This is a genomic window from Hyphomicrobium sp. (assembly GCF_035548195.1).
In the GTDB taxonomy this organism is placed as follows: domain Bacteria; phylum Pseudomonadota; class Alphaproteobacteria; order Rhizobiales; family Hyphomicrobiaceae; genus Hyphomicrobium_B.
Genome location: NZ_DASZTY010000025.1, coordinates 395,481 through 418,997, shown reverse-complemented (window position 1 = coordinate 418,997; position 23,517 = coordinate 395,481). Strand labels below are relative to the sequence as shown.

The window sequence follows — 23,517 nt, the reverse complement described above, 5'->3', positions numbered from 1 at the left end:
CGCCGATGGCTGCCATGCCTTTGGCGATGATGACCGCGAGCTTCGGCACCGCTAAAAAGCGGCCCCGGAGATCTTCCCATGACCGCGATCGATTCTGCCGCCGACGCACGTCCGGCGGCCGCCAAGGTAACGCTCTCAATCCTGTTGGCTGTGAGCTTCTGTCATCTGCTCAACGACGTCATGCAGTCGTTGCTGCCGGCAATCTATCCGATGCTGAAGGAAGGCTACGGCCTCGCGTTCTGGCAGGTTGGCCTATTGACGACCGCATTCCAGGGCACGGCCTCGCTACTGCAACCCGTGATCGGCCATTATACGGATCGCCGCCCCGTAGCCTATTCGACGAGCGCAGGCATGGCCTCGACGCTTGTCGGACTGATCCTGCTCGCGTTCGCGCACAGCTATGCGATGTTGCTGATCGGCGCGATGCTCGTGGGTGTGGGATCGGCGGTTTTCCATCCCGAGTCGTCGCGCATTGCCCGTATGGCCTCCGGCGGACGCCATGGTCTGGCGCAATCCGTCTTTCAGGTGGGCGGAAACTTCGGGACCGCGCTTGGCCCGTTGTTGGCGGCGTTTTTCGTGCTGCCGCACGGCCAGAAGAGCATTGCCTGGTTCGCACTCGTGGCGCTTCTCGGAATTATTATCCTGTGGCGTGTCAGCGAATGGGGAAGCCGCGCACGCACGCGCCGTAGCGCGAACGACAACATCGCTCGCCTGCCGTTTTCGCGCCAGCGTACGGCCTGGGCATTGACGATATTGGCGCTGCTCGTCTTCTCGAAATATATCTACATGGCGAGCCTGACGAGCTACTACACGTTCTATACAATCCATAAGTTTGGCGTGACGGTTCAGCAGTCGCAGCTGTTGTTATTCGTATTTCTGGGTTCCGTTGCGGCGGGGACCGTCCTTGGCGGCCCGATCGGCGACCGCTTTGGCGCCAAGACCGTGATCTGGTTCTCGATTCTCGGCGTGCTGCCGTTCACGCTGGCACTGCCCTACGCAAACCTGCATTGGACGATCGCGCTCTCGATCGTGATTGGCCTGGTCCTGTCATCGGCATTTCCCGCGATCATCGTCTTCGCGCAGGAGCTCGTGCCCGGACGCGTAGGGATGATCGCGGGAATCTTCTTTGGATTCGCCTTTGGCATGGCAGGCATTGCGGCGGCCGTGCTTGGAGTTGTTGCGGATTGGAAGGGGATCGACTTCGTTTATGACGTTTGTTCGTATTTGCCGCTTCTCGGTCTGCTGGCCGTGTTTTTACCGTCGATGGGACGTGCAAACGACGTCGGCACGCAACGCACGTGACAATCGTTACGGGTGGAACCCCTATGCCGCAGTATTTAGAGGGTTCCCCCGCCTTGCGGCTTTCCCTATAAGCCCCCCTTAGCCTGAGATCAGAAACCTCATCGCCCGAGACGGCGGCGTCACGCGCTTCCGCTTCGGCCAAACGCTTGCGCGGCATGCCCAAACGCACCGATATCAAATCTATCCTTATCCTTGGCGCCGGACCGATCGTCATCGGCCAAGCCTGCGAGTTCGACTATTCCGGCACGCAGGCGTGCAAGGCGCTGCGCGAGGAAGGCTATCGGATCGTTCTCGTCAACTCCAATCCGGCGACGATCATGACTGATCCGGATCTGGCGGATGCAACCTACATCGAGCCGATCACCCCGGAAGTCGTTGCCAAGATCATCGCCAAAGAGCGGCCCGACGCTATTCTGCCGACCATGGGCGGCCAGACGGCGCTCAACACCGCGCTTGCGCTTCATCAGCAAGGCGTCTTGCAGCGTTATGGGGTCGAGTTGATCGGCGCCAACGCTGCAGCGATCGATAAGGCTGAGGATCGCCAGCTGTTCCGGGAAGCAATGCAGGCGATCGGTCTTGAGACCCCGCGCTCGAAGCTCGCGCACAACCGCGAGGAGGCAGCAGAAGCGCTCGATCATGTCGGACTGCCAGCGATCATCCGCCCGTCTTTCACGCTCGGCGGCACCGGCGGGGGCATCGCTTACAACCGCGAAGAATTTTTCGAGATCGCCGAGCGTGGACTCGATGCGTCCCCGACCACCCAAATTCTCGTCGAGGAAAGCGTCCTCGGCTGGAAGGAATTTGAGATGGAAGTCGTCCGCGACAAGGCGGACAACTGCATCATCATCTGTTCGATCGAGAACATCGATCCAATGGGCGTGCATACGGGCGATTCGATCACCGTTGCCCCAGCGCTGACGCTGACCGACAAAGAATATCAGATCATGCGCGACGCTTCGATCGCAGTTCTGCGCGAGATCGGCGTCGAAACGGGCGGCTCGAACGTGCAGTTCGCGGTGAACCCCGCGGACGGCCGTCTTGTCGTCATCGAGATGAACCCGCGCGTGTCGCGGTCTTCCGCGCTGGCGTCAAAGGCGACGGGCTTCCCAATTGCCAAAGTCGCGGCAAAGCTCGCCGTCGGCTATACGCTCGACGAAATTCAAAACGACATCACCGGCGGCGCGACCCCAGCATCATTCGAGCCGACGATCGATTATGTCGTAACGAAAATCCCGCGATTTGCGTTCGAGAAATTCCCCGGCGCCGATTCATCGCTAACGACATCCATGAAGTCGGTTGGCGAAGCGATGGCCATCGGGAGGACGTTCCGCGAAAGCATCCAGAAGGCGCTACGCTCGATGGAGACCGGCTTGACCGGCTTCGACGACATTCAGCTTGATGGGCTGGGGCAGGGCGACGACAAGAATGTCGTGCGCGCCGCGGTCTCGCGGCCGACGTTCGACCGCATCTTGAAGGTAGCTCAGGCGTTCCGCGTTGGCTTCGCACTTGATGAAATTCATCAGTATTGCAAGATCGATCCTTGGTTCCTGGCCGAAATCAAGGGCATCGTCGATACCGAAGCCCGCGTGATTGCCCATGGCTTACCGCAGAGCGCAAAACAGCTTCGTGCGCTGAAGGCGCAGGGCTTTTCCGACGCGCGCCTGGCCAAGCTCGCTAAGATCACCGAATCCGAAGTCCGCGAGACCCGGCGGCAGCTTGGCGTTACGCCGGTATTCAAGCGCATCGATACATGCGCGGCGGAATTCGCGTCGCCCACGGCTTACATGTACTCGACCTACGAAACCGGCTTGAGTGGCGAACCCGTTTGCGAAGCCGATCCGACGGAAAAAGAGAAGGTCGTCATTCTTGGCGGCGGTCCGAACCGCATCGGCCAAGGCATCGAGTTCGACTATTGCTGCTGCCATGCCTGCTTCGCGCTGACCAAAGCCGGCTTCGAAACAATCATGGTCAATTGCAATCCCGAGACCGTCTCGACCGATTACGATACCTCCGACCGCCTTTTCTTCGAGCCGCTGACCGCGGAGGATGTGCTCGAAATCATCCGTGTCGAAAGCAGTAAGGGTAAACTGAAGGGCGTCATCGTCCAGTTCGGCGGTCAGACGCCGTTAAAGCTTGCGAGCGCGCTCGAAGAAGCCGGCGTTCCGATCCTCGGTACCTCGCCCGACGCGATCGACCTCGCGGAAGATCGCGACCGCTTCAAGGCGCTGATCGAAAAGCTGAAGCTGACACAGCCGAAGAGCGGCATCGCCAAGACGCCGGGAGAAGCACGCGCCGTCGCGGAAGCTGTCGGCTATCCGGTCGTCATCCGCCCGTCCTACGTGCTTGGCGGCCGCGCGATGGAGATCGTCCATGATGGCTCTGAAGTCGATCGCTATGTCGCGCGGCTTTCAGCAACGCTCGATCGGCCGTCGGAACTCGTCGTCTCCGAAAAGCGGCCGCTGCTGATCGACAGCTATCTGACTGACGCCGTCGAAGTCGATGTCGATTGCCTGGCGGATGGCAAGGATACCTTTATCGCGGGCATCATGGAGCACATCGAGGAGGCGGGTATCCATTCCGGCGACAGCGCCTGCTCGCTGCCGCCGCATTCGCTTTCGCGCGCCATCATCGCCGAACTCGAGCGCGAGACCCGCGAGCTGGCGCTGGCTCTTGGAGTCGTCGGCTTGATGAACGTCCAGTACGCGATCAAGGACGGTCAGGTCTTCATCCTTGAGGTCAATCCGCGCGCGTCGCGCACCGTGCCGTTCGTCGCCAAAGTTATCGGCCTGCCGATCGCGTCCATCGCCGCCCAGATCATGGCGGGGAAGCCGCTTGCATCCTTCAATCTGCAGAAGCCCGTCTACAATCACATCGCAGTAAAGGAAGCCGTGTTTCCTTTCGCACGATTTTTGGGCGTCGATCCGATCCTCGGGCCTGAGATGCGCTCGACTGGCGAGGTCATGGGCATCGACCACGATTTCGCCATGGCGTTCGGCAAAAGCCAGCTAGGCGCCGGGCAGAAGTTGCCATCCGAAGGTACCGTGTTCGTCTCGGTCAAAGAAAGCGACAAGGCCCGGGTCGTCAGCCCAGTGAAAGAGCTGGCGGCGATGGGCTTCAAGATCGTCGCAACCCGGGGAACAAAGAGATTCCTTGAAGCCAACGGCATACAATGCGAGGGCATCAATAAGGTCCTGGAAGGTCGCCCGCACATTGTCGATGCGATCAAAAATGGCGATATCCAGCTCGTTTTCAATACAACCGAAGGTTCGAAAGCCCTGAGCGACAGCAAGGACATTCGGCGCACGGCCTTGCTTCACCACATCCCGTACTATACAACATTAGCAGGGGCTGTAGCAGTGACACGAGCCATCCGGGCGTTGAATTCCGATACGCTTCAGGTGGCTCCGCTGCAGGCTTTCGCGCACCGTTGAGGCCTTCGCTATGCAAGTGATCTGAACGTTTCCGGCCGCGCAAGCTCAGCCACTTTCCTGTTCAACAATCCAAGATTTAATTTGGACGGAGCCGGTCGCTCCGCGAAGACAGAGCGTTTGAAGACGTGGAGAAGATGATGGAACGGGTGCCGATGACTCTCGAAGGCTACAAAAGCCTCGAAGAAGAATTGCAGCGTTTGAAAGCCGTCGAACGTCCGCGCATCATCGCGGCAATCTCCGAAGCGCGCGCGCACGGTGACCTTTCGGAGAATGCAGAATATCACGCTGCCAAGGAGCAGCAGGGCCTCAACGAGGCGCGCGTCGCAGAGATTGAGGACAAGATCAATCGCGCCGAAGTTATCGATACCTCGAAGCTCTCCGGCGATACGATCAAGTTCGGCGCGACGGTTACGCTCCAGGACGAAGATTCAGACGATAAGGTCACTTACACCATCGTCGGAGACACGGAAGCCGACCTCAAGAACGGCAAAATCTCGATCTCCTCGCCGATCGGTCGCGCGCTGATTGGCAAGTCGAAAGGCGATAGCGTCGATGTCACGACGCCGAAGGGAACGCGCACGCTGGAAGTATTGAAGGTCGCCTGGAAGTAATCCCTGGCTGCTCCGGCGCGCGCCACGGCGGTTATTCGTTTCCTCCGTCCAGAAACGCGCGCGCCGCCTCGCATTCGCTTTTTGAAGGCATAAGGTCGAAAACGCGGTCGTCGCCTTCTTTACTCGATAACTCAATCGTATCGGCTGCACCTTCCAGCGACAGCCCTGTGTCGCCGGTTTCCAGCCGCAGGCCGCCGTCTGCAAGCGGGGTCAGCCGGAAAAGGCCGCCGTCTGCTTCGAGATAACAGTCGAATGCCTCGTCACTCGTCTTGCAGCTCGCAGCCTGGCCGTACCATTCAGCGCCGTTCTTTAGCATCAGTGCGAAGCCGAGCGCGAAACGGTCGGATGAGTTGGGCATTCCGTCGGAATTGGCTTTGGAAAGGTCAATTTCGATACTGCGCACGCGCTGCTTGGCGTGTGCATGGGAATGTGTGTCATCATATGTCCTAGCGAAGCACGGACGACCGGCAAGGACATTGGAAAAATAGCGATCGTAAAGATCGTCGGCCGCGGCCCAGGCCGTGACCGCGTTGAACGAGGCAGTGCTGAACGGCAGCACGAGGAAAAGGACAGCGGAGCGGATCGGGAAGAAGATCTTCATTCGCAGATCTCGACTCTCATGCTCGTTTCAGGTCCCCTCGGCACTCCCAACCGCGATCGGAACGCCCGGCTCGCGCTTCGTTCGCCGAATAGTCAGAAACGTTTTCACGCTCGCGACGTTCGGTGCTGACGTCAATTCTTCAAGCACGAAGTCCTGAAATTCCGAAAGATCACGCGCGATGCATTTCAGCATAAAGTCACTTTCACCTGAAAGCATGTAGGCCTCACGGACGAGGGGCCAGCCGAGAATACGGTTCTCGAAGGCATGAAGATCGGCTTCTGCCTGATTGTGCAGCCGAACCATTGCAAATGCAGTCAGAGCATAACCGAGAGCGACTTCGTCGATGAGCGTGGTATATCCAGAGATCAGCCCGGCCTCTTCGAGCGCCCTCACGCGGCGCAGGCAGGGAGGCGCCGAAAGACCGATCCGGTTAGCCAACGCGATGTTGGTCATCCGCCCGTCGGCTTGCAGCTCCTTCAGGATTCGCCAGTCGATAGCATCGAGTTCTATGGCCATGAAATTCCCGCTTGGTTCAAACTGCGGTAATATCAGGAATGTGGGTGCGGCGTACGACATTTCGCTTATTTCTTTGCGTGAGAATTGGATATCTCTCGACTCTTTCCGCGCCAGCGAACACAAGGTCGTCGCATGGACGCTTTGAATTCCGGCGCTAACCCCCTTGCGGGCGAGACGGCCTGGATCTTTTCCGACGGCAAGGCAGGCCACGACGCCCAGTGTTTGGGCGTCGTCGACGCTCTGGGCGTGCGCGCCGAAATCAAACGCGTCGCCCCGAAAGGTGCGTTCAAGCTGATGGCGCCCTGGGGGCCTGTTTCGCCGCGTGAGCGGTTCGGCCAGCCCGGGTCGCACTTCGAACCTCCCTGGCCCGCGCTGGCTTTCGCGACGGGCCGGACGACGATCCCCTACCTCCGGGCGCTTCGGCGCCGTGCGGGCCTAGCCACATACGCGGTCATTCTGATGGATCCGAAGACGGGCTCAGACAGCGCCGACCTGATTTGGGTGCCGGAGCATGACCGCCGGCGTGGAGCGAACGTCATCGCGACGCTGACGGCGCCACATCGCTTTTCTCCAAAGCGGTTGCAAGCGCTAAGAGCGCACCTATCGCCCGAAATCGGAGCACTGCCCGGGCCGCGGATCGCTTGCCTGATCGGGGGCCCGAACGGCGATTACCGATACGACGAAGCCGACGAAGTCCGGCTCGCCGATGCGCTCGGAAGGTTCGCACACCTCGGGTTCGGCTTGATGATCACGGCCTCCCGCCGAACGCCCGAGCGCCTTGTCGCCCGCATCCGAAAAACGCTGGGTGATACTGACGTTTTTTTTTGGGACGGTACCGGCCAAAATCCCTACCCAGACTTTCTTGCGCATGCTGATATGTTCCTGATCACTGCCGACAGCGTCAGCATGACCTGTGAGGCAGCAGCCACCGGAAAGCCGATCTACGTTTTCGCGCCGTCAGGTGGGAGCGCTAAATTCGAGCGCTTTCATAAGGCGCTCGTCGACAATGGGATAACAAGGCCGTTCCCGTCGCCCGGTTCTTCGATCGAGACGTGGTCGTACGAGCCGCTGCACTCCGCCGAGAGTATCGCTGCCGAGATCGCACGCCGCTGGCAGAAACGCGCCAGCATGCTTCCGGGGTTGATCGGCCGATCGTCGCAATAAACGCGTCAGGAGCGGACGCTACTTGCGCCTTTCCATCATCTTTTCGAGCTGTAATTCCTGGATTTCCGCCAGACGCTGCCATTGCTTATTGATGAGATGATCGATCTTTTCATGCAGATGACGGATCTCAAGCTCGGCCTTGAGATTGACCCGGTAATCGTTGAGCGATCGTAACCTGTCTTTCGTCTCTTGGCGCTTCTGGCTCATCATGATGATCGGCGCCTGAACCGCTGCAATCGTCGACAAGATCAAGTTCAGTAGAATGTAGGGGTAAGGGTCGAAACTCGCCTGCCCATGATAAGAGTTGATCAGCATCCACCCGCCAAGAAATGCGGCGAAGACGATCAGAAAACTCCAGCTGCCGCCGAAATCCGCGAGTGCATCGGAAAGGCGTTCGCCAAGCGTGCGCTTGGCCCCGAACTCGTCTTCGACATTCGCGGCGAGCGTGTCGTGCGTTGCCAAACTCTTTGCGACCTGAGCTTCGATTTCGCTCAAATCTCCGGACTCCGCCCGCAACAGCTCGGAAACGTAAAGCGTGCGATAGCGGTCGAGCTCTTTGCGCGAAACGAAGGCATCCTCGCGGATGTCGGGATGATCTCTGCGGATCCTTTCCACGAGCGACGGCAAGACAGTTGCGAGGCTGACGGCGCCCGCGCGCGGAATCTCCGCGCCTGTCAGCGCGCAAACAAAATGAGGTTTGAGCGGTTTTCCGCTGTTCTCGGATGTCCCGGACATCGCAGTGATACCCTCGCTGAAAGCTTTACGGTGCGGCGTCTGCGGCCAGTTGAAACGCCCCTTCGACGATCTATTTGAGCTATGCGCGGCAATCGGTTAGAACCCGCATCAATCCCTAAACCTTGCTTTATAGAGGCGCCGCCCCATGGCCGCACATCAGTACGTCTACCACATGCACAAGCTCTCCAAGACCTACCCTGGGGGAAAGCAGGTGCTGAAGGACATTTCGCTTTCCTTCCTACCCGGCGCAAAGATCGGCGTGGTCGGACTGAACGGCGCAGGTAAGTCGACCCTTCTCAAGATCATGGCGGGAAGGATTGACGATTACATCGGCGAGGCCTGGGCTGCGGAGGGCATAAAGGTCGGCTATTTGCCGCAAGAGCCCGAGCTTGACCCAGAGAAGGACGTCCTCGGCAATGCCATGGAGGGCGTCGCAGAGAAAAAGGCCATCCTGGATCGCTACAACGAAATCGCCGCCAACTATTCCGAAGAAACGGCGGACGAGATGACGGCGCTGCAGGATCAGATCGATGCGCAGAACCTTTGGGATCTTGATGCGCAGGTCGAGCAGGCGCTCGATGCCTTGCGCTCGCCGCCAGGGGACTCGGATGTGACCAAGCTTTCGGGCGGCGAGAAGCGCCGTGTCGCCCTGACGAGGCTTCTATTGTCAAAGCCCGATATTCTTCTACTCGACGAGCCCACGAACCACCTAGACGCCGAAAGCGTTGCTTGGCTCGAACGTTACCTGAAGGAATACCCCGGCTGCGTCATCCTCGTCACCCACGACCGTTACTTCCTGGACAATATCACTGAGTGGACATTGGAACTCGACCGCGGACAGGGCGTACCTTGGAAGGGCAACTATTCGAGCTGGCTTGAACAAAAAGCCAAACGTGAGGCGACCGAAAAGGCGCAGGAAGAAAGCAAACAGAAAGCGCTGTCGCGCGAGCTTGAGTGGATCCGATCGTCCCCCAAAGCCCGGCAGGCCAAATCGAAGGCGCGTATCACAGCCTATGAGAAGCTCGCCGATGAGGCTGGCCGCGAGGAGACAGGCCGCGCCAGTATCCAGATTGCAACGGGCCCACGCTTGGGCGGCGTCGTAATCGAGGCCGAGGGCCTGACCAAAGGTTTTGGCGATCGTCTCTTGATCGACGATCTGTCGTTCAAGCTGCCTCCCGGCGGCATCGTCGGCGTCATCGGCCCGAACGGCGCCGGCAAGACGACCTTGTTTAAGATGCTGACCGGCCAGGAGCAGCCCGATAAGGGCTCGATCCGTTTGGGCGATACGGTGAAGATCGCCTACGTCGATCAGTCGCGCGCGCACCTCGACGACAAGAAAACCGTCTGGGAAGAGATTTCAGGCGGCCTCGATCAGATGCTTCTCGGCGGCAAGAAGGAAGTGCCGAGCCGCGCCTATTGCGGATGGTTCAACTTCAAGGGTGCCGATCAGCAGAAGAAGGTCGGCTTGCTGTCGGGCGGTGAACGCAACCGCGTGCATCTCGCAAAGCTTTTAAAGGAGGGCGGCAACCTGTTGCTGCTCGACGAACCGACCAACGATCTCGATACTGAGACGCTCGGCGCACTCGAAGCGGCGCTTGAAGATTTCCCAGGCTGCGCCGTCGTGATCTCGCATGATCGCTTTTTCCTCGACCGCCTCGCGACGCACATTCTTGCCTTCGAAGGCGATAGCCACGTCGAATGGTTCGAAGGCAACTTCGCCGACTACGAGGAAGACAAGAAGCGCCGCCTCGGCGATGAAGCCGTCGAGCCGCATCGCATCAAGTTCAAACGGTTTGAGCGATAGCGAACAGCAATTGCGGCTTCCGGCCGGCTCGACGAAAGAGAGTCGGAAGCCGCAACACAAACAATCAGCCGTTGCCGTTATCGAGGATCGGCAGCTTTTTCGCGTCGTCCGAGCTGAGTGATAGCTTCACCCCGTCGGAAGTGCTTGTGATCTTATCGCCCGAAACGGCGAAGACCTTGGCATCGAGTCCGGCAGCGCCGCCTGCTGTGACGAGTATTTCTTCCACTTTCCCCGACGTGTCGGATTTGATGCCGTTGATTTCACCGATTTTCGCGCCGTCGGACCCGAAGACGGCCGTGCCGATTTTTAGCTGGCTCGCGTCGATCGATGAGGCCTCTCCCGTGGAGGAGCTGGGCTCAGCAGGCTCGCTCGCCGCGGCGGGCGTTTCCGGCTTGACGGGAGCAACATCCGCCGCGCCATTCGCGTCCGGCGCGGCTTTTGTATCGTCAGGAGCCGTGGCCGCGCCTTCATCGGGCGTGGGGGTGGCTGTCGGCGCACTGTCGGATTCAGACGCATCGGGAGACGCGGATTCTGCAGGTTGCACGTTATCGGCTGGAGGCGCAGCGTTATCTCCGCCGCTTTCGGCTGGGGCCGTTGTACCGTCGGCGTTGTCACTTTCAGGCGCAGCCGGTTTCGCGGCGTCGTCTGTGGCCGGGGCCTCACCCGACGGCTGTTGTGCCTGATCGGCAGTATCGTCTGACTGCTGTTGCGCGATGCGTGTCTCACCGCCTGCGGCCTGGGCTGACGCGCCGAAGGTCAGGGCGGCAGCAAAAAGAACGACAATCGCGAGCGAAAGTGATTTCTGAAAATGCACCACGGCCTCCTGACTTGCTCCGCGGCTCCGCCAAGTGCCGCGAGAATACGCTTAGATGTGCCGGCATTGCGCGCCGGCATCGTACGCGCCGATATGCTCGCTAGCGCTCATAGCTATCCCGCGTTGTCAATGGCCATCTCTGGCCGTGAGTGCAAAGACATGCCAAGGTGCGCCGTGAAGCAACACTGCGGGGTCAGGTAGGGAACGATCCGAGCGGAATGAAGCCAGTACGCGCCTCGCACAAAAAATTATCTCGCGGGCGTGCGGAAAAAGCACAAATCCACGGGAACAAATCACAAATGCAGGCTAGCGGCTCAGAGCAAGCACAAGCGCGCGGGGATTGTTTCCGTTCTCGGTGATGTAGTTCTGGAAAAGATCATCGAGGAAGGTCGTCATCCAGAAGCCCACGACTTGCGCGTCGCGAACCTTGTAGCCTGCCTTCGTCTTTACGACGAGCCAGCGTACGTCGTAGCCGTCGCCCGAGCGCAGCGTTACACGGGCGTCGACGTTCGTTCCTCCCGCATCACCCGGGCCCTGGCCGACGACAGTTGCGCTCGCGACCGGATACTGGGGCGCCATCTTCGCCGCATACTTGGCAATGAAATTGACCATACCGCTATAATAGACCGGACGTTCGGACTTCGGCAGCGTCCGCGCATGCGGGCCGAGTGCCGTCAACCCGATGCCCGGCACGTCCATGTGCTTTCGAAGCACGTCCGTGAATTCCGCAACTCCGCCTTTGCGCTGCGCGGCGATCAGCTCGTTCTGTACGCGCTGCATATAAGCAGCAGGGGATTCGGCCCGAGCGACGCCAGCCATTGACCCCACAAAGCAGGCGATCGCAGCAAGCATCCAGCAGGCGAAGCGCGTTCGCGTCCAAGATGTCATTTGAGTGTCTAACCCTCGCATAAGTCGCCCCTTGTCAGTTCTTATACCTCAATTCAGCCCGAAAGGACTGTGCAACCCATAAGTTGGGCGCACTTACCACCCCACCGCTGTAGAGAAGCAACAATCTCGTCAAAACGATGCCCGATCACACAGTCGCCGGTGCAAGTGTGGCATCGCCTTCTGATGTATGGGAATTTTTTACCGCCATTCCCGGTCGGTCAGGCGAGAGGAGCGGAAGCCCGAGAATTCGGCACAACTCGCGAATTTCCGGCATTCCGAAATGCTCGGCCGTCGCGAGGATGATGCTGCGGCTGGGCTCGGGATGAACAAGCATTGCTTCCTGGCTGTTGCCCGACAATGAGGTGCGGATATTGATTGCGATCCCTTCGTAAGTCCCGAGCGGTAGGCGCCAACTAGTGGACGAGAAGACGCTTTTGTCGACGACCGTGACCTCTCCGTGGCGAATATCGACGATCCGGTCCGATATGAGGGCAAGGACAATCTTGCGCAGCGGCCAACAGACGAGCATCACCCAGAATGCAAATGCGATCGCCAACTCCACGGCAGCGAAGGGGTGCTCGGCGAGAGCGGCGCGAAATTCGGATGAGGCCAAGGCGTAGAGGACGAGGCCGATTTGCGGCAGGATGATTGCCCCTGCAAAAGCGGCCATCATCAGAAGGCCAGGCAGCTTGGCGCGTTCTGAGTGCCATTGCTGGAGCGTGATTGCTGATTGGCCCTCATAGCTCGACAGCCCAACGCCGTTAAGTCTTTGATCGTACATCTCGTTCATCCGCGAGCCCGCGTGCTCTCGGTAAACCTTAGTGTGAGCCTACTAAAACGGCGTTAACCAGCATTTCGCGGGTATCCGCGCGCGAAACAGCGCTTGACATATAAACATATGTTTATATCTTGCGTTCATGTCGGGAACGTCGGAGCTGAGAACATCGGATCTTGTCACGGCGCTGAAAGCTGCGGCCGAACCGACGCGTCTGCGCATCTTGCTGCTGCTCGCCGGCGGCGAACTGAACGTGAAAGATCTGACCCTCATTCTCGGGCAGAGCCAGCCGCGCATCAGCCGGCACTTGAAGCTTCTGTTTGAAGCTGGTCTGATTGAACGCTTCCGCGAGGGAAGCTGGGTCTATTTCCACATTTCCGACCGGCAGCCAGGCGGAAGGCTCGCGCTGCGGCTCGTCGCCGATGTGGACCCTGCGGAATCCGCCGTGCGGCTGGATCGCGAGCGCGCCGACGCCTTGAAACGCGAGCGCGAGGCCGCGGCGCAAGCCTTCTTTGAAAAGCATGCCGCCGACTGGGACCGCATTCGCACCTTGCATGTGGCCGAGCGAGAGGTCGAAGCCGCCATGCGCGAGGCGCTGGGCGATGGGCCGTTTCATTTTCTTCTCGACCTAGGAACCGGCACGGGACGCACGCTCGAACTCTTTGCCGATCGCTTCGAGCGCGGGCTCGGCATTGACGTCAACCAGGCAATGCTCGCTTACGCGCGCGCGAAACTGAAGACAAACGGCTGCACGCGCGCGCAGGTTCGCCACGGCGACATCTATGCCTTGTCGGTCGCTGACCGGCAGGCGGACGCGATCGTCATGCACCAGATTTTGCATTTTCTTTCCGACCCGTCGCTCGCAATCCGCGAAGCTGCGCGCGTTCTTGCACCGGGAGGCAAACTACTGATCGTCGACTTCGCGCCGCACGAGCTCGAATTCCTGCGCACTCAGGAAGCCCATGAGCGTCTCGGCTTCGCGCACGACCAGATTAGCGGCTGGCTGAAAGACGCAGGGTTGGCCCCGCGCATGGTCCGCGATCTCAACCACAAGCCGGACGGCGGCGAAGACATTTTGACTGTCACGCTTTGGCTTGCGGAACGTCCCGCAGATCCATTTTCGAAAACACATAGGGATGCCGCAACGGCCGGCACTCTTCAGGAGGCGCGTTGATGGCACAGAGCAACGAACGCAAGAGCAAGCTTCTTGGCTCGGGCGATATCGTCGCTAGTTTCGAGTTCTTTCCGCCAAAGACGGAGAAAATGGAGGAGACGCTATGGTCTTCCATTTCGCGTCTCGCACCGCTTCGGCCGGAATTCGTCTCGGTGACTTACGGTGCAGGCGGATCGACGCGCGAACGTACGCACGCCACCGTAACCCGGCTATTGCGCGAAACCGACCTTCGACCTGCCGCGCACCTCACATGCGTTGATGCAACGAAGGATGAAGTCGATGCTGTTGCCCGGGCCTATTGGAACGAAGGCGTCCGTCACATCGTCGCTTTGCGCGGTGATCCGGTGCAAGGAGCAGGCACAAAATACGAACCTCATGCGGGCGGCTATAAGAATGCAGCCGACCTCGTTGCCGGTTTGAAAAAAATCGGAGATTTCGAAATTTCGGTTGCCGGCTATCCCGAAAAGCATCCCGAGAGCCCGACAGTCGACGCCGATATCGACAATCTGAAAGCCAAGGTCGATGCCGGTGCCGACCGCATCATCACGCAGTTCGGTTTCGATAACGCACATTTTCTGCGCTTTCTCGAAAAAGCGCGGGCGGCGGGCATTTGGGTGCCGATCTCTCCGGGCATCGTGCCCATCCATAATTTCACTCAGGTCGCGAATTTCGCCAAGCGTGCGGGCGCAAGTGTGCCATCGTGGCTGGCGCGGCGCTTCGAGGGTTTGGAATCCGACAGCGCAACGACCCACCTTGTTGCAGCCGCCGTCGCCACCGAGCAGGTGATGGATCTCGTCGATGAAGGCATTAAGAAATTCCACTTTTACACGCTGAATCGCGCCGATCTCGTTTATGCGATTTGCCACCTTCTTGGACTTCGCCCAGCGAAGTCCGCCAATACCAACGCCGATGCGGCGTGAACTGAAAATCTAATCGTGCAGGACCAAAGACATGAGACGTAAGCCGAGTTGGGCAGCGTTGGAAAAAGCCGCGAGCGAGCGCATCCTCATCATCGATGGTGCGATGGGCACGATGATTCAGCGCCACAAGCTTGGCGAGGAGCATTATCGCGGCGAGCGCTTTGCCGATCATTCCAAGGATGTCAAAGGCAATAACGATCTCCTCGTCCTGACCCAGCCAAAGGTCATCGAGGATATCCATGGTGAATATCTCGCAGCCGGCGCCGATCTGATCGAAACAAATACGTTCAACGCGCAGCGGATTTCGCTCGCCGATTATCATATGGAAGAACTCGGCTACGAGATGAACGTTGAGGCCGCAAAGCTTGCCCGTCGCGCGGCGGATGTCTGGACAAAGAAGACGCCGGAAAAGCCGCGCTTCGTCGCCGGCGCCGTCGGTCCGACCAATCGCACGGCGTCGATCTCTCCCGACGTCAACAATCCCGGCTACCGGAACGTCAACTTCGACGAGCTGCGCGACGCCTATAAAGAGCAGGTGCGCGGGCTGATCGACGGCGGCGCCGATATCATCCTGATCGAGACGATCTTCGATACGCTCAACGCGAAAGCGGCAGGGTTTGCAACCCTCGAAGTCTTCGAGGAAAAGGATCTCGAACTGCCGATCATGATCTCCGGGACGATCACTGACCGTTCGGGGCGCACGCTTTCCGGCCAAACAGCCGAAGCGTTCTGGTATTCGATGCGGCACCTGCGTCCGTTTTCGATCGGGCTTAACTGCGCGCTCGGAGCCGAGCTCATGCGCCCCTATATCGCCGAGCTCTCGCATGTCGCCGACGTTCGCATTTCAGCCTATCCCAACGCGGGTCTGCCGAATGCGATGGGCGAATATGACGAGAGCCCGGACGACATGGCATGCAAGGTTGAACCATGGCTTGCGGACGGACTGATCAATATCGTCGGTGGTTGCTGTGGATCGACACCCGATCATATTGCGCACATTGCTAACCACGCAAAAGGTCACAAGCCGCGTGCGCTGCCGAAATCCGAACCGCGCCTCCGCCTCTCCGGCCTCGAACCGTTCGTACATGGGTGAAATAAAAATAATGACCACAGCCAACGCCGCACAATCCTTCATCAACATCGGCGAGCGCACGAACGTCACGGGTTCGGCGAAGTTTCGTAAGCTGATCGAACAGAACGACTATGCAGGGGCGCTGGCTGTTGCGCGTCAGCAGGTCGAAGCCGGTGCGCAGATCATCGACGTCAACATGGACGAGGGTCTGCTTGATTCCGAAAAAGCCATGGAGACATTTCTCAACCTGATCGCGTCGGAACCGGATATCTCGCGCGTCCCGATCATGATCGACTCCTCGAAATGGAGCGTCATCGAGGCAGGTTTAAAGTGCGTGCAAGGCAAGCCGATCGTCAATTCGATCAGCATGAAGGAGGGTGAAGGGCCATTTCTCGAACAGGCGCGCAAAGTTTTACGCTACGGCGCGGCTGTGGTTGTGATGGCCTTCGACGAAGAAGGGCAAGCCGATACGATCGAACGCAAGGTGTCGATTTGCGAGCGTGCCTACAAACTTTTGACGGAAAAGATCGGCTTCCCGCCTGAAGACATCATTTTCGATCCCAATATTTTCGCGGTTGCCACGGGCATCGAGGAACACAACGGCTACGGCGTCGCTTTCATCGAGGCTGCTCGCCAGATCAAGGAGAAGATGCCGCTCGCCCATATCTCCGGCGGCGTCTCGAACCTGTCGTTTGCGTTCCGCGGCAACGAGCCGGTGCGGCAGGCGATGCACTCGGTGTTCCTCTACTATGCCATCCAGGCGGGGATGGATATGGGCATTGTCAATGCCGGACAACTGACCGTCTACGACGATATTCCAGCGGAGCTGCGTGAGCTTTGCGAAGACGTCATCCTCAATCGTCGAGCCGACGCAACCGATCGCCTTCTCGAAGCCGCGCCAAAATTCAAAGGCGAGGGTGGCGCGAAAGCGAAAGAGAAAGATCTTTCGTGGCGCGAGGCGCCCGTCGAGGCGCGTCTCACACACGCGCTTGTCCACGGCATCACCGACTTCATCGAAGCCGACACCGAGGAAGCGCGCGCCAAGGCTGACAAGCCCCTGCACGTCATCGAAGGGCCCTTGATGGCGGGCATGAACGTCGTCGGCGATCTCTTCGGCTCGGGCAAAATGTTTCTGCCGCAAGTCGTGAAGTCGGCACGCGTGATGAAGCAGGCCGTCGCTTACTTACAGCCGTTTCTGGAGGCAGAGAAAAAAGCCTCGGGGTTGGATGCAATGCCGGCCGCAGGAAAAATCCTGATGGCGACGGTCAAGGGTGACGTGCACGACATCGGTAAAAACATCGTCGGCGTCGTTCTTCAGTGCAACAACTACGAAGTGATCGATCTGGGCGTCATGGTGCCCGCGGCCAAGATTTTGGAAACGGCGAAGAAAGAGAAAGTCGATATGATCGGCCTCTCTGGATTGATTACGCCGTCACTCGACGAGATGTGCTTTGTCGCCGCCGAAATGGAACGCGAAGGCTTTTCTTGTCCGTTGCTGATCGGTGGCGCAACGACGAGCAAGGTGCATACGGCCGTGAAGGTGAGCCCGAATTATAAGAAAGGGCAGGCGGTCTACGTGCTCGATGCCAGCCGTGCGGTAGGTGTTGTCTCCAACCTGCTATCAGAGACAGACAAGACGCTATTCGTCGAGAACATCAAGACTGAATATGAGAAAGTACGCGAGAAACATCTGGCAAACGAAGCGCGCAAGCAGCGCATCACTCTAAAGGCGGCCCGCGATAACAAATTCAAAATCGACTGGGCGAACTTCAAGCCAGTGAAGCCGAGCTTCCTTGGTACGCAAACATTCGAAAACTATAGTTTGTCGTCGTTGGTGCCCTACATCGACTGGACTCCGTTCTTTCAGGCGTGGGAGCTGACCGGCCGCTATCCGCAAATTCTGACTGACAACAAGGTCGGCGCCGAAGCAAAAAAGCTTTTCGACGATGCGCAAGTTCTGCTGAAGCGTATCGTTTCGGAAAAGTGGATTAGGGCATCCGGCGTTGTCGGCTTCTGGCCCGCCAACAGCATCGGCGATGATATCGAGCTTTACACCGACGACACGCGCACCAAGAAACGCGCGACGTTGCACACCTTACGCCAACAGATCGCCCGCGATCCGTCGCGCAACCGTGCACATATGGCGCTTTCGGATTTCATAGCTCCGAACGATACCGGCATTGGCGATTATATCGGCGGCTTCGCCGTAACGGCCGGTCTCGGCGAGGAAGAGGCAATCGCGAAGTACATTAAAAAGACGGACGATTACAGCCGCATCATAGCGAAGGCGCTTTGCGACCGCCTTGCCGAGGCATTTGCCGAAGCAATGCACCAAAGGGTGCGCAAGGAGTTGTGGGGCTACGCTAAGGGCGAGAAGCTGACCAATGAGGAACTCATCCTCGAAAAGTATCAGGGCATACGGCCCGCACCGGGATATCCCGCGCAACCGGATCATACTGAGAAAGCGACGCTTTGGAAGTTGATGGATATCGAAAGCGCGACGGGGATCGAGCTGACAGAGAGCTTCGCCATGTGGCCGGGCGCGTCGGTGTCTGGGCTCTACTTTGCGCATCCCGACAGCCATTACTTCGGCGTCGGCAAAGTCGAGCGCGACCAGGTTGAGGATTATGCATCGCGCAAGGGATGGACTGTCGCGGAAGCCGAGCGCTGGCTCTCACCGGTGCTGAATTATGAACGCGGGTCGATCACGACGACGGAAGCGGCGTAACGCCGAAGCAGCGACAAATCAAAAAAAATCGGCACGCGCACCTTGGTGCCGTGCCGATGGTCATTTGGCTCGCGCCAGTCTCCTGGAAAGTTCCCGGTCTCGTTGGCTCCTTGGAGCGAGCGACGCGGGTTGACTGTTTCAGGCATTCCTCCCGGTAGGCCGGTCTCAAATCATTCCGAGCACGACCGCTATCACGAAACCAAATGACAGAAGTGCGGCAAGAGCGTTAAACCTTACTCGCAGTGTCATGCCATCACCTCTCGTTGTGAGAGATCGATTCCGTCTGCTTCATTTGTTTGAAGCGTCGGTGGACGCTACGCAGCGATAAGAGCTTCTGACAAGCGAAAATCATTTTGCGATGCGGAGAGATAAAGCCAAATTGTGCGGCCTCGCACAGCCGCATCGCGAGCCAATCAACACGCGAGACCATCGTCCGTTCCGGTGTTCAAGAAATTTTTGTTGGACCGCATATAGAGAAAGACAATCTTTTTCATAGGCCAGCGGGAAGAATTCTCTAGACCCCAGATGGCCAACGTCACGCGGATCTTTCGGATGCGCCGCACAAAAAAGAACTGTCAATAATTGTGTTGCGTTCTGTAAGGTCCGTGATCGGGGCTTCACAAACTGTCTCGGGCCACGCTCAGCCCTTGGTTAGCTGCTTGCGTAACAAAAGCTCCGCGCTGCCGTCGGCCACCAGATCCGGCAACACGGCAACGCGGTCAAAACCGTGCATCTGATAAAAGGACTGTGCGCGCGTGTTGAATTCTGAGGCGGCGACCCAAAGGTTTTGAGCTCGATCCTCACGCGCCTGCTGTTCGAACCAGTCGAGCACCAATGTTCCGATCCCCTGGTTTTGATAGACAGGCAGGATGCCGAGAAATTGGAGATAGGGCCCCCGTAGCCAATTCATTTTTATGCTGAATGCACCAGCGAGAGCCCGATCGATACCTATGGCGTAGCGAACGGCATCGGCTTCCCGGCCTGCTAAAAAGGCCGTCATGGCTTCGGGCGTATAACCATAGCGAGCCCAGGGATCAATCCGGGCGAGAAGCGGTCCGAGCGTGTGGGCCGCGTCGGCGGACATCTGTTCGAAGATGGGCTTGGAAGCGACGCCCTTATTGGTATCCGCGCCGACCATTTCAGTTTGTTGAACTCAGGGGTGTACGAAACGACGGAGCAGCCTTGGTCGATGTAGTCCAGCCTTTACGTTTCAACCGATGACTGCGGATTGAATGCGCAGAGGTTGCGAACTTCGGCATCTTTGCATTCGAATTGAGCGGGCGTTGCAAAGCCCAAAGGAAATCATAGCGATTGGTATCGCCGGGTTTGCGGTCGTAGCACTCAGCAGTGATCACAGGCTTACCCATCGCGATCAACTCGCTGACAGTGACAAATCTATAGCCTTTCGCCTTAAGCTTCGGGATTGCGATCGGCAGCGCTTCGGCAGTATGCCAGCCGCGCCCATTTGCATGACTGACGATAATCGACCCAGGCTTAGCTTCGTTCACCATCGCTTCGGCAATCCTCTTCGCCGAGACGTGTGGATCGGGATCGCCTGTCGCAACGTCCCACTGGATGGCCATCATGCCGGCGTCGTTCACGGCTTTCATCGAAGCCGCGTTACACGCCCCATAAGGAAAACGAAACACCGTCGGCTGTAGTGGAACCGCATTCATCGCGCCGGGTGAGGATGCGACGCATTGATTAGCGGAAAGCTTGGCACGCGTATCCTCATAGACTTTCTGCGGCGCCAGCACTTGTTGGCGGACGGCAGCAGGAGACAGCAAACGCAAATTGGCGTGCGTTTCTGTATGATTGCCCACCTCGAACAGCGGATCAAGCATAAGCTGCTCGGTTCGGCTCTGATGCGAAGCCATCCATTTTCCGCCTGCGAAGAACGTCGCCTTAACGCCCTGCTCGCGCAGATAATCGATAATCCGGCCATCGTAGCCCGCGATCTCGCCGCGCTGCTCGCAGAGATCAAACGTCAGTGCGATGACCTTCTCGCCCTTCGGCACGTCGACACGCCGGATCGAACCGCGCAACGCATCCGATATCGGAGCAGCCGATTTGAAATCACCGAGCTTTGTCGGAGCGTCGAAGGTGTGGATGCCCTTCGCGGCGCGCTCTTCGCCGGGTAGACCGGCAAGCGCTGCCGGTGAGAAACACGCATGTTGGAGCGCGCTATCGTTAGGTTGCGCAGCTGCAACGGACGTGAGGCTTGCAACGCCAAGCAGCGCCGCCGCACCAAATATTTGCCAGGAACAAATCATCGGCCTTTGAATTCCGGTTTGCGTTTTTCGAGAAAGGCGCGCCGCCCTTCGGCATAATCCGCACTGGCGAAGCAGGCCGCGACGGCGTCGTCGAGCCGCGCCAAATCGGGGCGCTCCGGATGGCGCGAAATCTCGTCGATGACGAGCTTGGCCGCCGCAACGGACAACGGCGCATTTTCAGCAATCTCTGTCGCCAGTGAGCGCACGGTCGTTTCGATCTCCGCCTTTGGCACGAGTTGCGTGATGAGACCCATTGCGTCGGCATCGGCAGAGCGGAAGCGCCGGCCGGTGAACAGCAGTTGCTTGGCGCGATCCGGCGGGATGGCGGAGAGGATAGGCCGGACCCAGCGCGCATTATAGCCAATGCCAAGCTTCGCTGCAGGAATTGCAAATTGGCTCGTCTCGTCGGCAATGCGCATGTCGCAACAAAGCGCCAATCCTAAGCCGCCGCCGAGGCAAAATCCCTGGATCATTGCAATCGTGGGCTTGGGGCAGCCTATCAACGCGTTGAAAGCCCCGTCGTTCAAAGCATCGTAGGCTTTCGCGGCTTCGCCCGTGCGGCCGTTTTCAAATTCGGAAATGTCGGCGCCTGCCGAGAACGCCTTATGGCCGGCGCCGCGAAGCACGACGACCCGAACGTCCGGATCGTTGAGGGCGGCTGCGACTGCCCCTGGCAACGCGCCCCACATGGCACCCGTCAAGGCGTTCATTCGCTTCGGATTATCGGCTATAATCCAAGCGATTGCGCCGTCCTTTGCATAACGAAGCGTCGGACCGTCGCCACCTGCCTCCGCCATTTTCTATCATCCTTTCCGATTTGCCGGAGCATTTAAGGCGCAATTTGAGGCCCGGCAAACGTGCGTCTCGGCGGCAGATGCGCGCGGCATAGGCAACGTATATACTGCGGGCGGTTCACGGATTGACCCGGATGCCCGGCACCGTTAATCGCCTCTGAAAGATTTTGTTCGGGGCGGGCAGGTATCATAGGAAAACCTCGAAACCGGATCGAAAGGCCCTTACGTGTCGAGCCCTAAGACAGCAACACCGAAGGTTCAGATCGTCGACCCGATTTGGGCGCAGATTCGATCCGAGGCGCAGGCAGCGATGAAGTCCGAGCCGGCGCTCGGCAGCTTCATTTTCGCAACTGTTTTAAGCCACGAGCATCTCGAAGACGCGATTTGCCACCGCCTTGCGCAGCGCCTCAACCACACTGACGTTGATGCTGGCCTGATTTCGCAAACCTTTCAAAGCGTGCTCGCGGATGACGACAGCCTCGGCATGATCTTCCGCGCGGACCTCGCCGCCGTCTATGATCGCGATCCAGCCTGCACGCGCTATATCGATCCGCTGCTCTACTTCAAGGGTTTCCATGCGCTGGTCACGCATCGCTTCGCGCACGGTTTATGGAAGCGTGGCCGCCGCGACTTCGCGCTTTATCTTCAAAGCCAGGGTTCGCGCTTCTTTGGCGTCGATATTCACCCGGCCGCGCGCTTCGGCCAAGGCATCATGCTTGACCACGCGACGGGTTTCGTCGTCGGCGAGACTGCCGTCATCGGTGACAATTGCTCGTTCCTGCATGCGGTGACGCTCGGCGGCAGCGGCAAAGAAACCGGCGACCGTCATCCAAAGATCGGCGACAACGTGTTGGTCGGTGCGGGAGCTAAAATCCTTGGCAATATCAAGGTCGGCAAATGCTCCCGCATTGCCGCCGGTTCGGTTGTGCTCTCGGAAGTGCCTCCGAACGTTACGGTCGCGGGCGTACCGGCGAAAATCGTCGGCAGCGCCGGTTGCGCCGAACCCGCCCGCTCGATGGAACAGGGCTGGGTCGAGGATTTCGGCGGCCTCTGACAGTCACCAGGAGATAGGACATTGAAGAAAGACGAGCTTGCACGGCTACAGGCCTACCTGCGCAAAACGTTTGGCGCGCCAACGCTGGAAGTCCGCCCCCAGGGCAAAAAGGACGACATGGCGGAGGTCTTCATCAACAACGAATTCGTTGCTGCGCTCTATCGCGAAGAGGAAGAGGGCGAGACGTCATATCAGTTTCAGATGGCCATCCTCGACATGGACCTCGAAGGCGTCTGAGGCACAGATAGGTCTTCAATGAGTCTCTACAACTTGGACGGTATTGGCGTTACGACGCCGGTCAACGGACGGTTCTGGGTTGCACCAAACGCGGTCGTATTGGGCAAGGTCAAACTCGATGAAGACGCCAGCGTCTGGTTCGGCGCGGTACTGCGCGGCGATAACGAACTCATCACCGTCGGCGCGCGTTCCAATGTTCAAGACGGATCCGTGCTGCATACCGATCCTGGTTTTCCATTGACGATCGGCACCGATTGCACGATCGGCCACATGGTTATGCTGCATGGCTGCACGATCGGCCGTGGAAGCTTGATTGGGATCGGGTCGATCATTCTCAATGGAGCGAAGATCGGCGAGGAGTGCGTGATCGGCGCCAATACGCTGATCCCGGAGAAGAAGGAAATACCGCCGCGCTCGATGGTCATGGGGTCGCCCGGCAAGGTCGTCCGCCAGTTGTCGGACGAGGAAGTCGCGCGCTTTGGCGGCGCGGCGGGGCGATATGTTTCCAACTGGAAACGATTTGCAGCCGGGCTAAAACCCCAGCAAATCTGATTATCTATGACGGCGAGCTTCGGTTCGCCGTCATACTCTGGAATGCGCTCGCAGCGCGCCCGCGCCCTTGCC

General features: G+C 58.8%; 21 protein-coding genes. 12 read left to right on the top strand and 9 right to left on the bottom strand.

The genetic code is table 11. The features are described 5' to 3' along the window. Nucleotides 1–78 precede the first annotated feature (78 nt). The 3 genes from VHB22_RS11615 (at nucleotide 79) to greA (ending at nucleotide 5,344) form a co-directional block, all read left to right on the top strand. Complete coding sequence (locus VHB22_RS11615; RefSeq protein WP_325457124.1) at nucleotides 79–1,302, top strand: MFS transporter; 1,224 nt, start codon at nucleotides 79–81, stop codon at nucleotides 1,300–1,302. 155 nt (nucleotides 1,303–1,457) lie between these two features. After that, on the top strand, nucleotides 1,458–4,733 hold the full coding sequence (gene carB / locus VHB22_RS11610; RefSeq protein WP_325457123.1) for a carbamoyl-phosphate synthase large subunit: 3,276 nt from the start codon (nucleotides 1,458–1,460) through the stop codon (nucleotides 4,731–4,733). Nucleotides 4,734–4,870: 137 nt separating this feature from the next. Further along, nucleotides 4,871–5,344, top strand: a complete 474-nt coding sequence (gene greA / locus VHB22_RS11605; RefSeq protein ID WP_325457122.1) for a transcription elongation factor GreA — start codon at nucleotides 4,871–4,873, stop codon at nucleotides 5,342–5,344. A 31-nt stretch (nucleotides 5,345–5,375) separates the two neighbouring features. Here greA and VHB22_RS11600 read toward each other — a convergent pair whose 3' ends face one another. Together VHB22_RS11600 and VHB22_RS11595 are read right to left on the bottom strand one after the other, a co-directional pair. Continuing rightward, nucleotides 5,376–5,945, bottom strand: a complete 570-nt coding sequence (locus VHB22_RS11600) for a hypothetical protein (RefSeq protein WP_325457121.1) — start codon at nucleotides 5,943–5,945, stop codon at nucleotides 5,376–5,378. Nucleotides 5,946–5,972: 27 nt separating this feature from the next. Then, nucleotides 5,973–6,461 carry an Lrp/AsnC family transcriptional regulator gene (locus tag VHB22_RS11595; RefSeq protein ID WP_325457158.1) on the bottom strand — a complete coding sequence of 163 codons (489 nt, stop codon included), beginning with the start codon at nucleotides 6,459–6,461 and terminating at the stop codon, nucleotides 5,973–5,975. Nucleotides 6,462–6,593: 132 nt separating this feature from the next. On the opposite strand from VHB22_RS11595, the gene VHB22_RS11590 reads away from it, so the two are divergent. Beyond that, complete coding sequence (locus VHB22_RS11590) at nucleotides 6,594–7,625, top strand: mitochondrial fission ELM1 family protein (protein ID WP_325457120.1); 1,032 nt, start codon at nucleotides 6,594–6,596, stop codon at nucleotides 7,623–7,625. Between the two features lie 18 nt (nucleotides 7,626–7,643). Here the strand turns inward: VHB22_RS11590 and VHB22_RS11585 are convergent, their stop codons facing one another. After that, on the bottom strand, nucleotides 7,644–8,360 hold the full coding sequence (locus VHB22_RS11585) for a DUF1003 domain-containing protein (RefSeq protein ID WP_325457119.1): 717 nt from the start codon (nucleotides 8,358–8,360) through the stop codon (nucleotides 7,644–7,646). Nucleotides 8,361–8,505: 145 nt separating this feature from the next. Here VHB22_RS11585 and ettA point away from each other — a divergent pair, with 145 nt between their 5' ends. Beyond that, entirely contained in the window at nucleotides 8,506–10,164 is a 1,659-nt protein-coding gene (gene ettA / locus VHB22_RS11580) for an energy-dependent translational throttle protein EttA (RefSeq protein ID WP_325457118.1), read from the top strand. Between the two features lie 64 nt (nucleotides 10,165–10,228). Here ettA and VHB22_RS11575 read toward each other — a convergent pair whose 3' ends face one another. The 3 genes from VHB22_RS11575 to VHB22_RS11565 all read right to left on the bottom strand — a co-directional run bounded on the left by VHB22_RS11575 (nucleotide 10,229) and on the right by VHB22_RS11565 (nucleotide 12,647). Then, nucleotides 10,229–10,978, bottom strand: coding sequence for a PRC-barrel domain-containing protein (locus VHB22_RS11575; RefSeq protein WP_325457117.1), 750 nt, complete (start codon nucleotides 10,976–10,978; stop codon nucleotides 10,229–10,231). 306 nt (nucleotides 10,979–11,284) lie between these two features. Next, entirely contained in the window at nucleotides 11,285–11,866 is a 582-nt protein-coding gene (locus VHB22_RS11570; RefSeq protein ID WP_325457116.1) for an ABC transporter substrate-binding protein, read from the bottom strand. Nucleotides 11,867–12,011: 145 nt separating this feature from the next. Next, nucleotides 12,012–12,647: a hypothetical protein gene (locus tag VHB22_RS11565; RefSeq protein WP_325457115.1), complete on the bottom strand. Its 636-nt coding sequence runs from the start codon at nucleotides 12,645–12,647 to the stop codon at nucleotides 12,012–12,014. 136 nt (nucleotides 12,648–12,783) lie between these two features. Here VHB22_RS11565 and VHB22_RS11560 point away from each other — a divergent pair, with 136 nt between their 5' ends. The 4 genes from VHB22_RS11560 to metH are packed head-to-tail and all read left to right on the top strand — an operon-like array spanning nucleotide 12,784 to nucleotide 18,535. After that, a complete protein-coding gene (locus VHB22_RS11560) occupies nucleotides 12,784–13,815 on the top strand; it encodes a metalloregulator ArsR/SmtB family transcription factor (protein ID WP_325457114.1) in 1,032 nt (343 codons plus the stop codon). Continuing rightward, nucleotides 13,815–14,735 carry a methylenetetrahydrofolate reductase [NAD(P)H] gene (gene metF, locus VHB22_RS11555; RefSeq protein WP_325457113.1) on the top strand — a complete coding sequence of 307 codons (921 nt, stop codon included), beginning with the start codon at nucleotides 13,815–13,817 and terminating at the stop codon, nucleotides 14,733–14,735. The genes VHB22_RS11560 and metF overlap by 1 nt, the downstream gene beginning before the upstream one ends. A gap of 31 nt (nucleotides 14,736–14,766) precedes the next feature. Continuing rightward, nucleotides 14,767–15,828, top strand: coding sequence for a homocysteine S-methyltransferase family protein (locus VHB22_RS11550; RefSeq protein WP_325457112.1), 1,062 nt, complete (start codon nucleotides 14,767–14,769; stop codon nucleotides 15,826–15,828). Between the two features lie 10 nt (nucleotides 15,829–15,838). Next, nucleotides 15,839–18,535 (top strand): methionine synthase, encoded by a 2,697-nt coding sequence (gene metH, locus VHB22_RS11545; RefSeq protein WP_325457111.1) that lies wholly within the window; start codon nucleotides 15,839–15,841, stop codon nucleotides 18,533–18,535. A 640-nt stretch (nucleotides 18,536–19,175) separates the two neighbouring features. Here the strand turns inward: metH and VHB22_RS11540 are convergent. From VHB22_RS11540 to VHB22_RS11530, 3 genes are read right to left on the bottom strand one after another with little or no spacing between them, the layout of a single operon-like run. Then, entirely contained in the window at nucleotides 19,176–19,673 is a 498-nt protein-coding gene (locus VHB22_RS11540; RefSeq protein ID WP_325457110.1) for a GNAT family N-acetyltransferase, read from the bottom strand. Between the two features lies 1 nt (nucleotide 19,674). Further along, entirely contained in the window at nucleotides 19,675–20,808 is a 1,134-nt protein-coding gene (locus VHB22_RS11535; RefSeq protein ID WP_325457109.1) for a polysaccharide deacetylase family protein, read from the bottom strand. Beyond that, complete coding sequence (locus VHB22_RS11530) at nucleotides 20,805–21,605, bottom strand: enoyl-CoA hydratase (protein ID WP_325457108.1); 801 nt, start codon at nucleotides 21,603–21,605, stop codon at nucleotides 20,805–20,807. Before VHB22_RS11530 ends, VHB22_RS11535 begins: the two co-directional genes overlap by 4 nt. A 223-nt stretch (nucleotides 21,606–21,828) precedes the next feature. Between VHB22_RS11530 and cysE the strand changes: the two genes are divergently transcribed. From cysE to VHB22_RS11515, 3 genes are read left to right on the top strand one after another with little or no spacing between them, the layout of a single operon-like run. Next, the gene (cysE, locus tag VHB22_RS11525) at nucleotides 21,829–22,656 is read left to right on the top strand and encodes a serine O-acetyltransferase (RefSeq protein ID WP_325457107.1); all 828 of its coding nucleotides are present in this window, start codon (nucleotides 21,829–21,831) and stop codon (nucleotides 22,654–22,656) included. A 21-nt stretch (nucleotides 22,657–22,677) separates the two neighbouring features. Beyond that, entirely contained in the window at nucleotides 22,678–22,893 is a 216-nt protein-coding gene (locus VHB22_RS11520; protein WP_325457106.1) for a DUF3126 family protein, read from the top strand. A gap of 18 nt (nucleotides 22,894–22,911) precedes the next feature. Further along, the gene (locus tag VHB22_RS11515; RefSeq protein WP_325457105.1) at nucleotides 22,912–23,445 is read left to right on the top strand and encodes a gamma carbonic anhydrase family protein; all 534 of its coding nucleotides are present in this window, start codon (nucleotides 22,912–22,914) and stop codon (nucleotides 23,443–23,445) included. The last annotated feature ends 72 nt before the right edge of the window (nucleotides 23,446–23,517 follow it).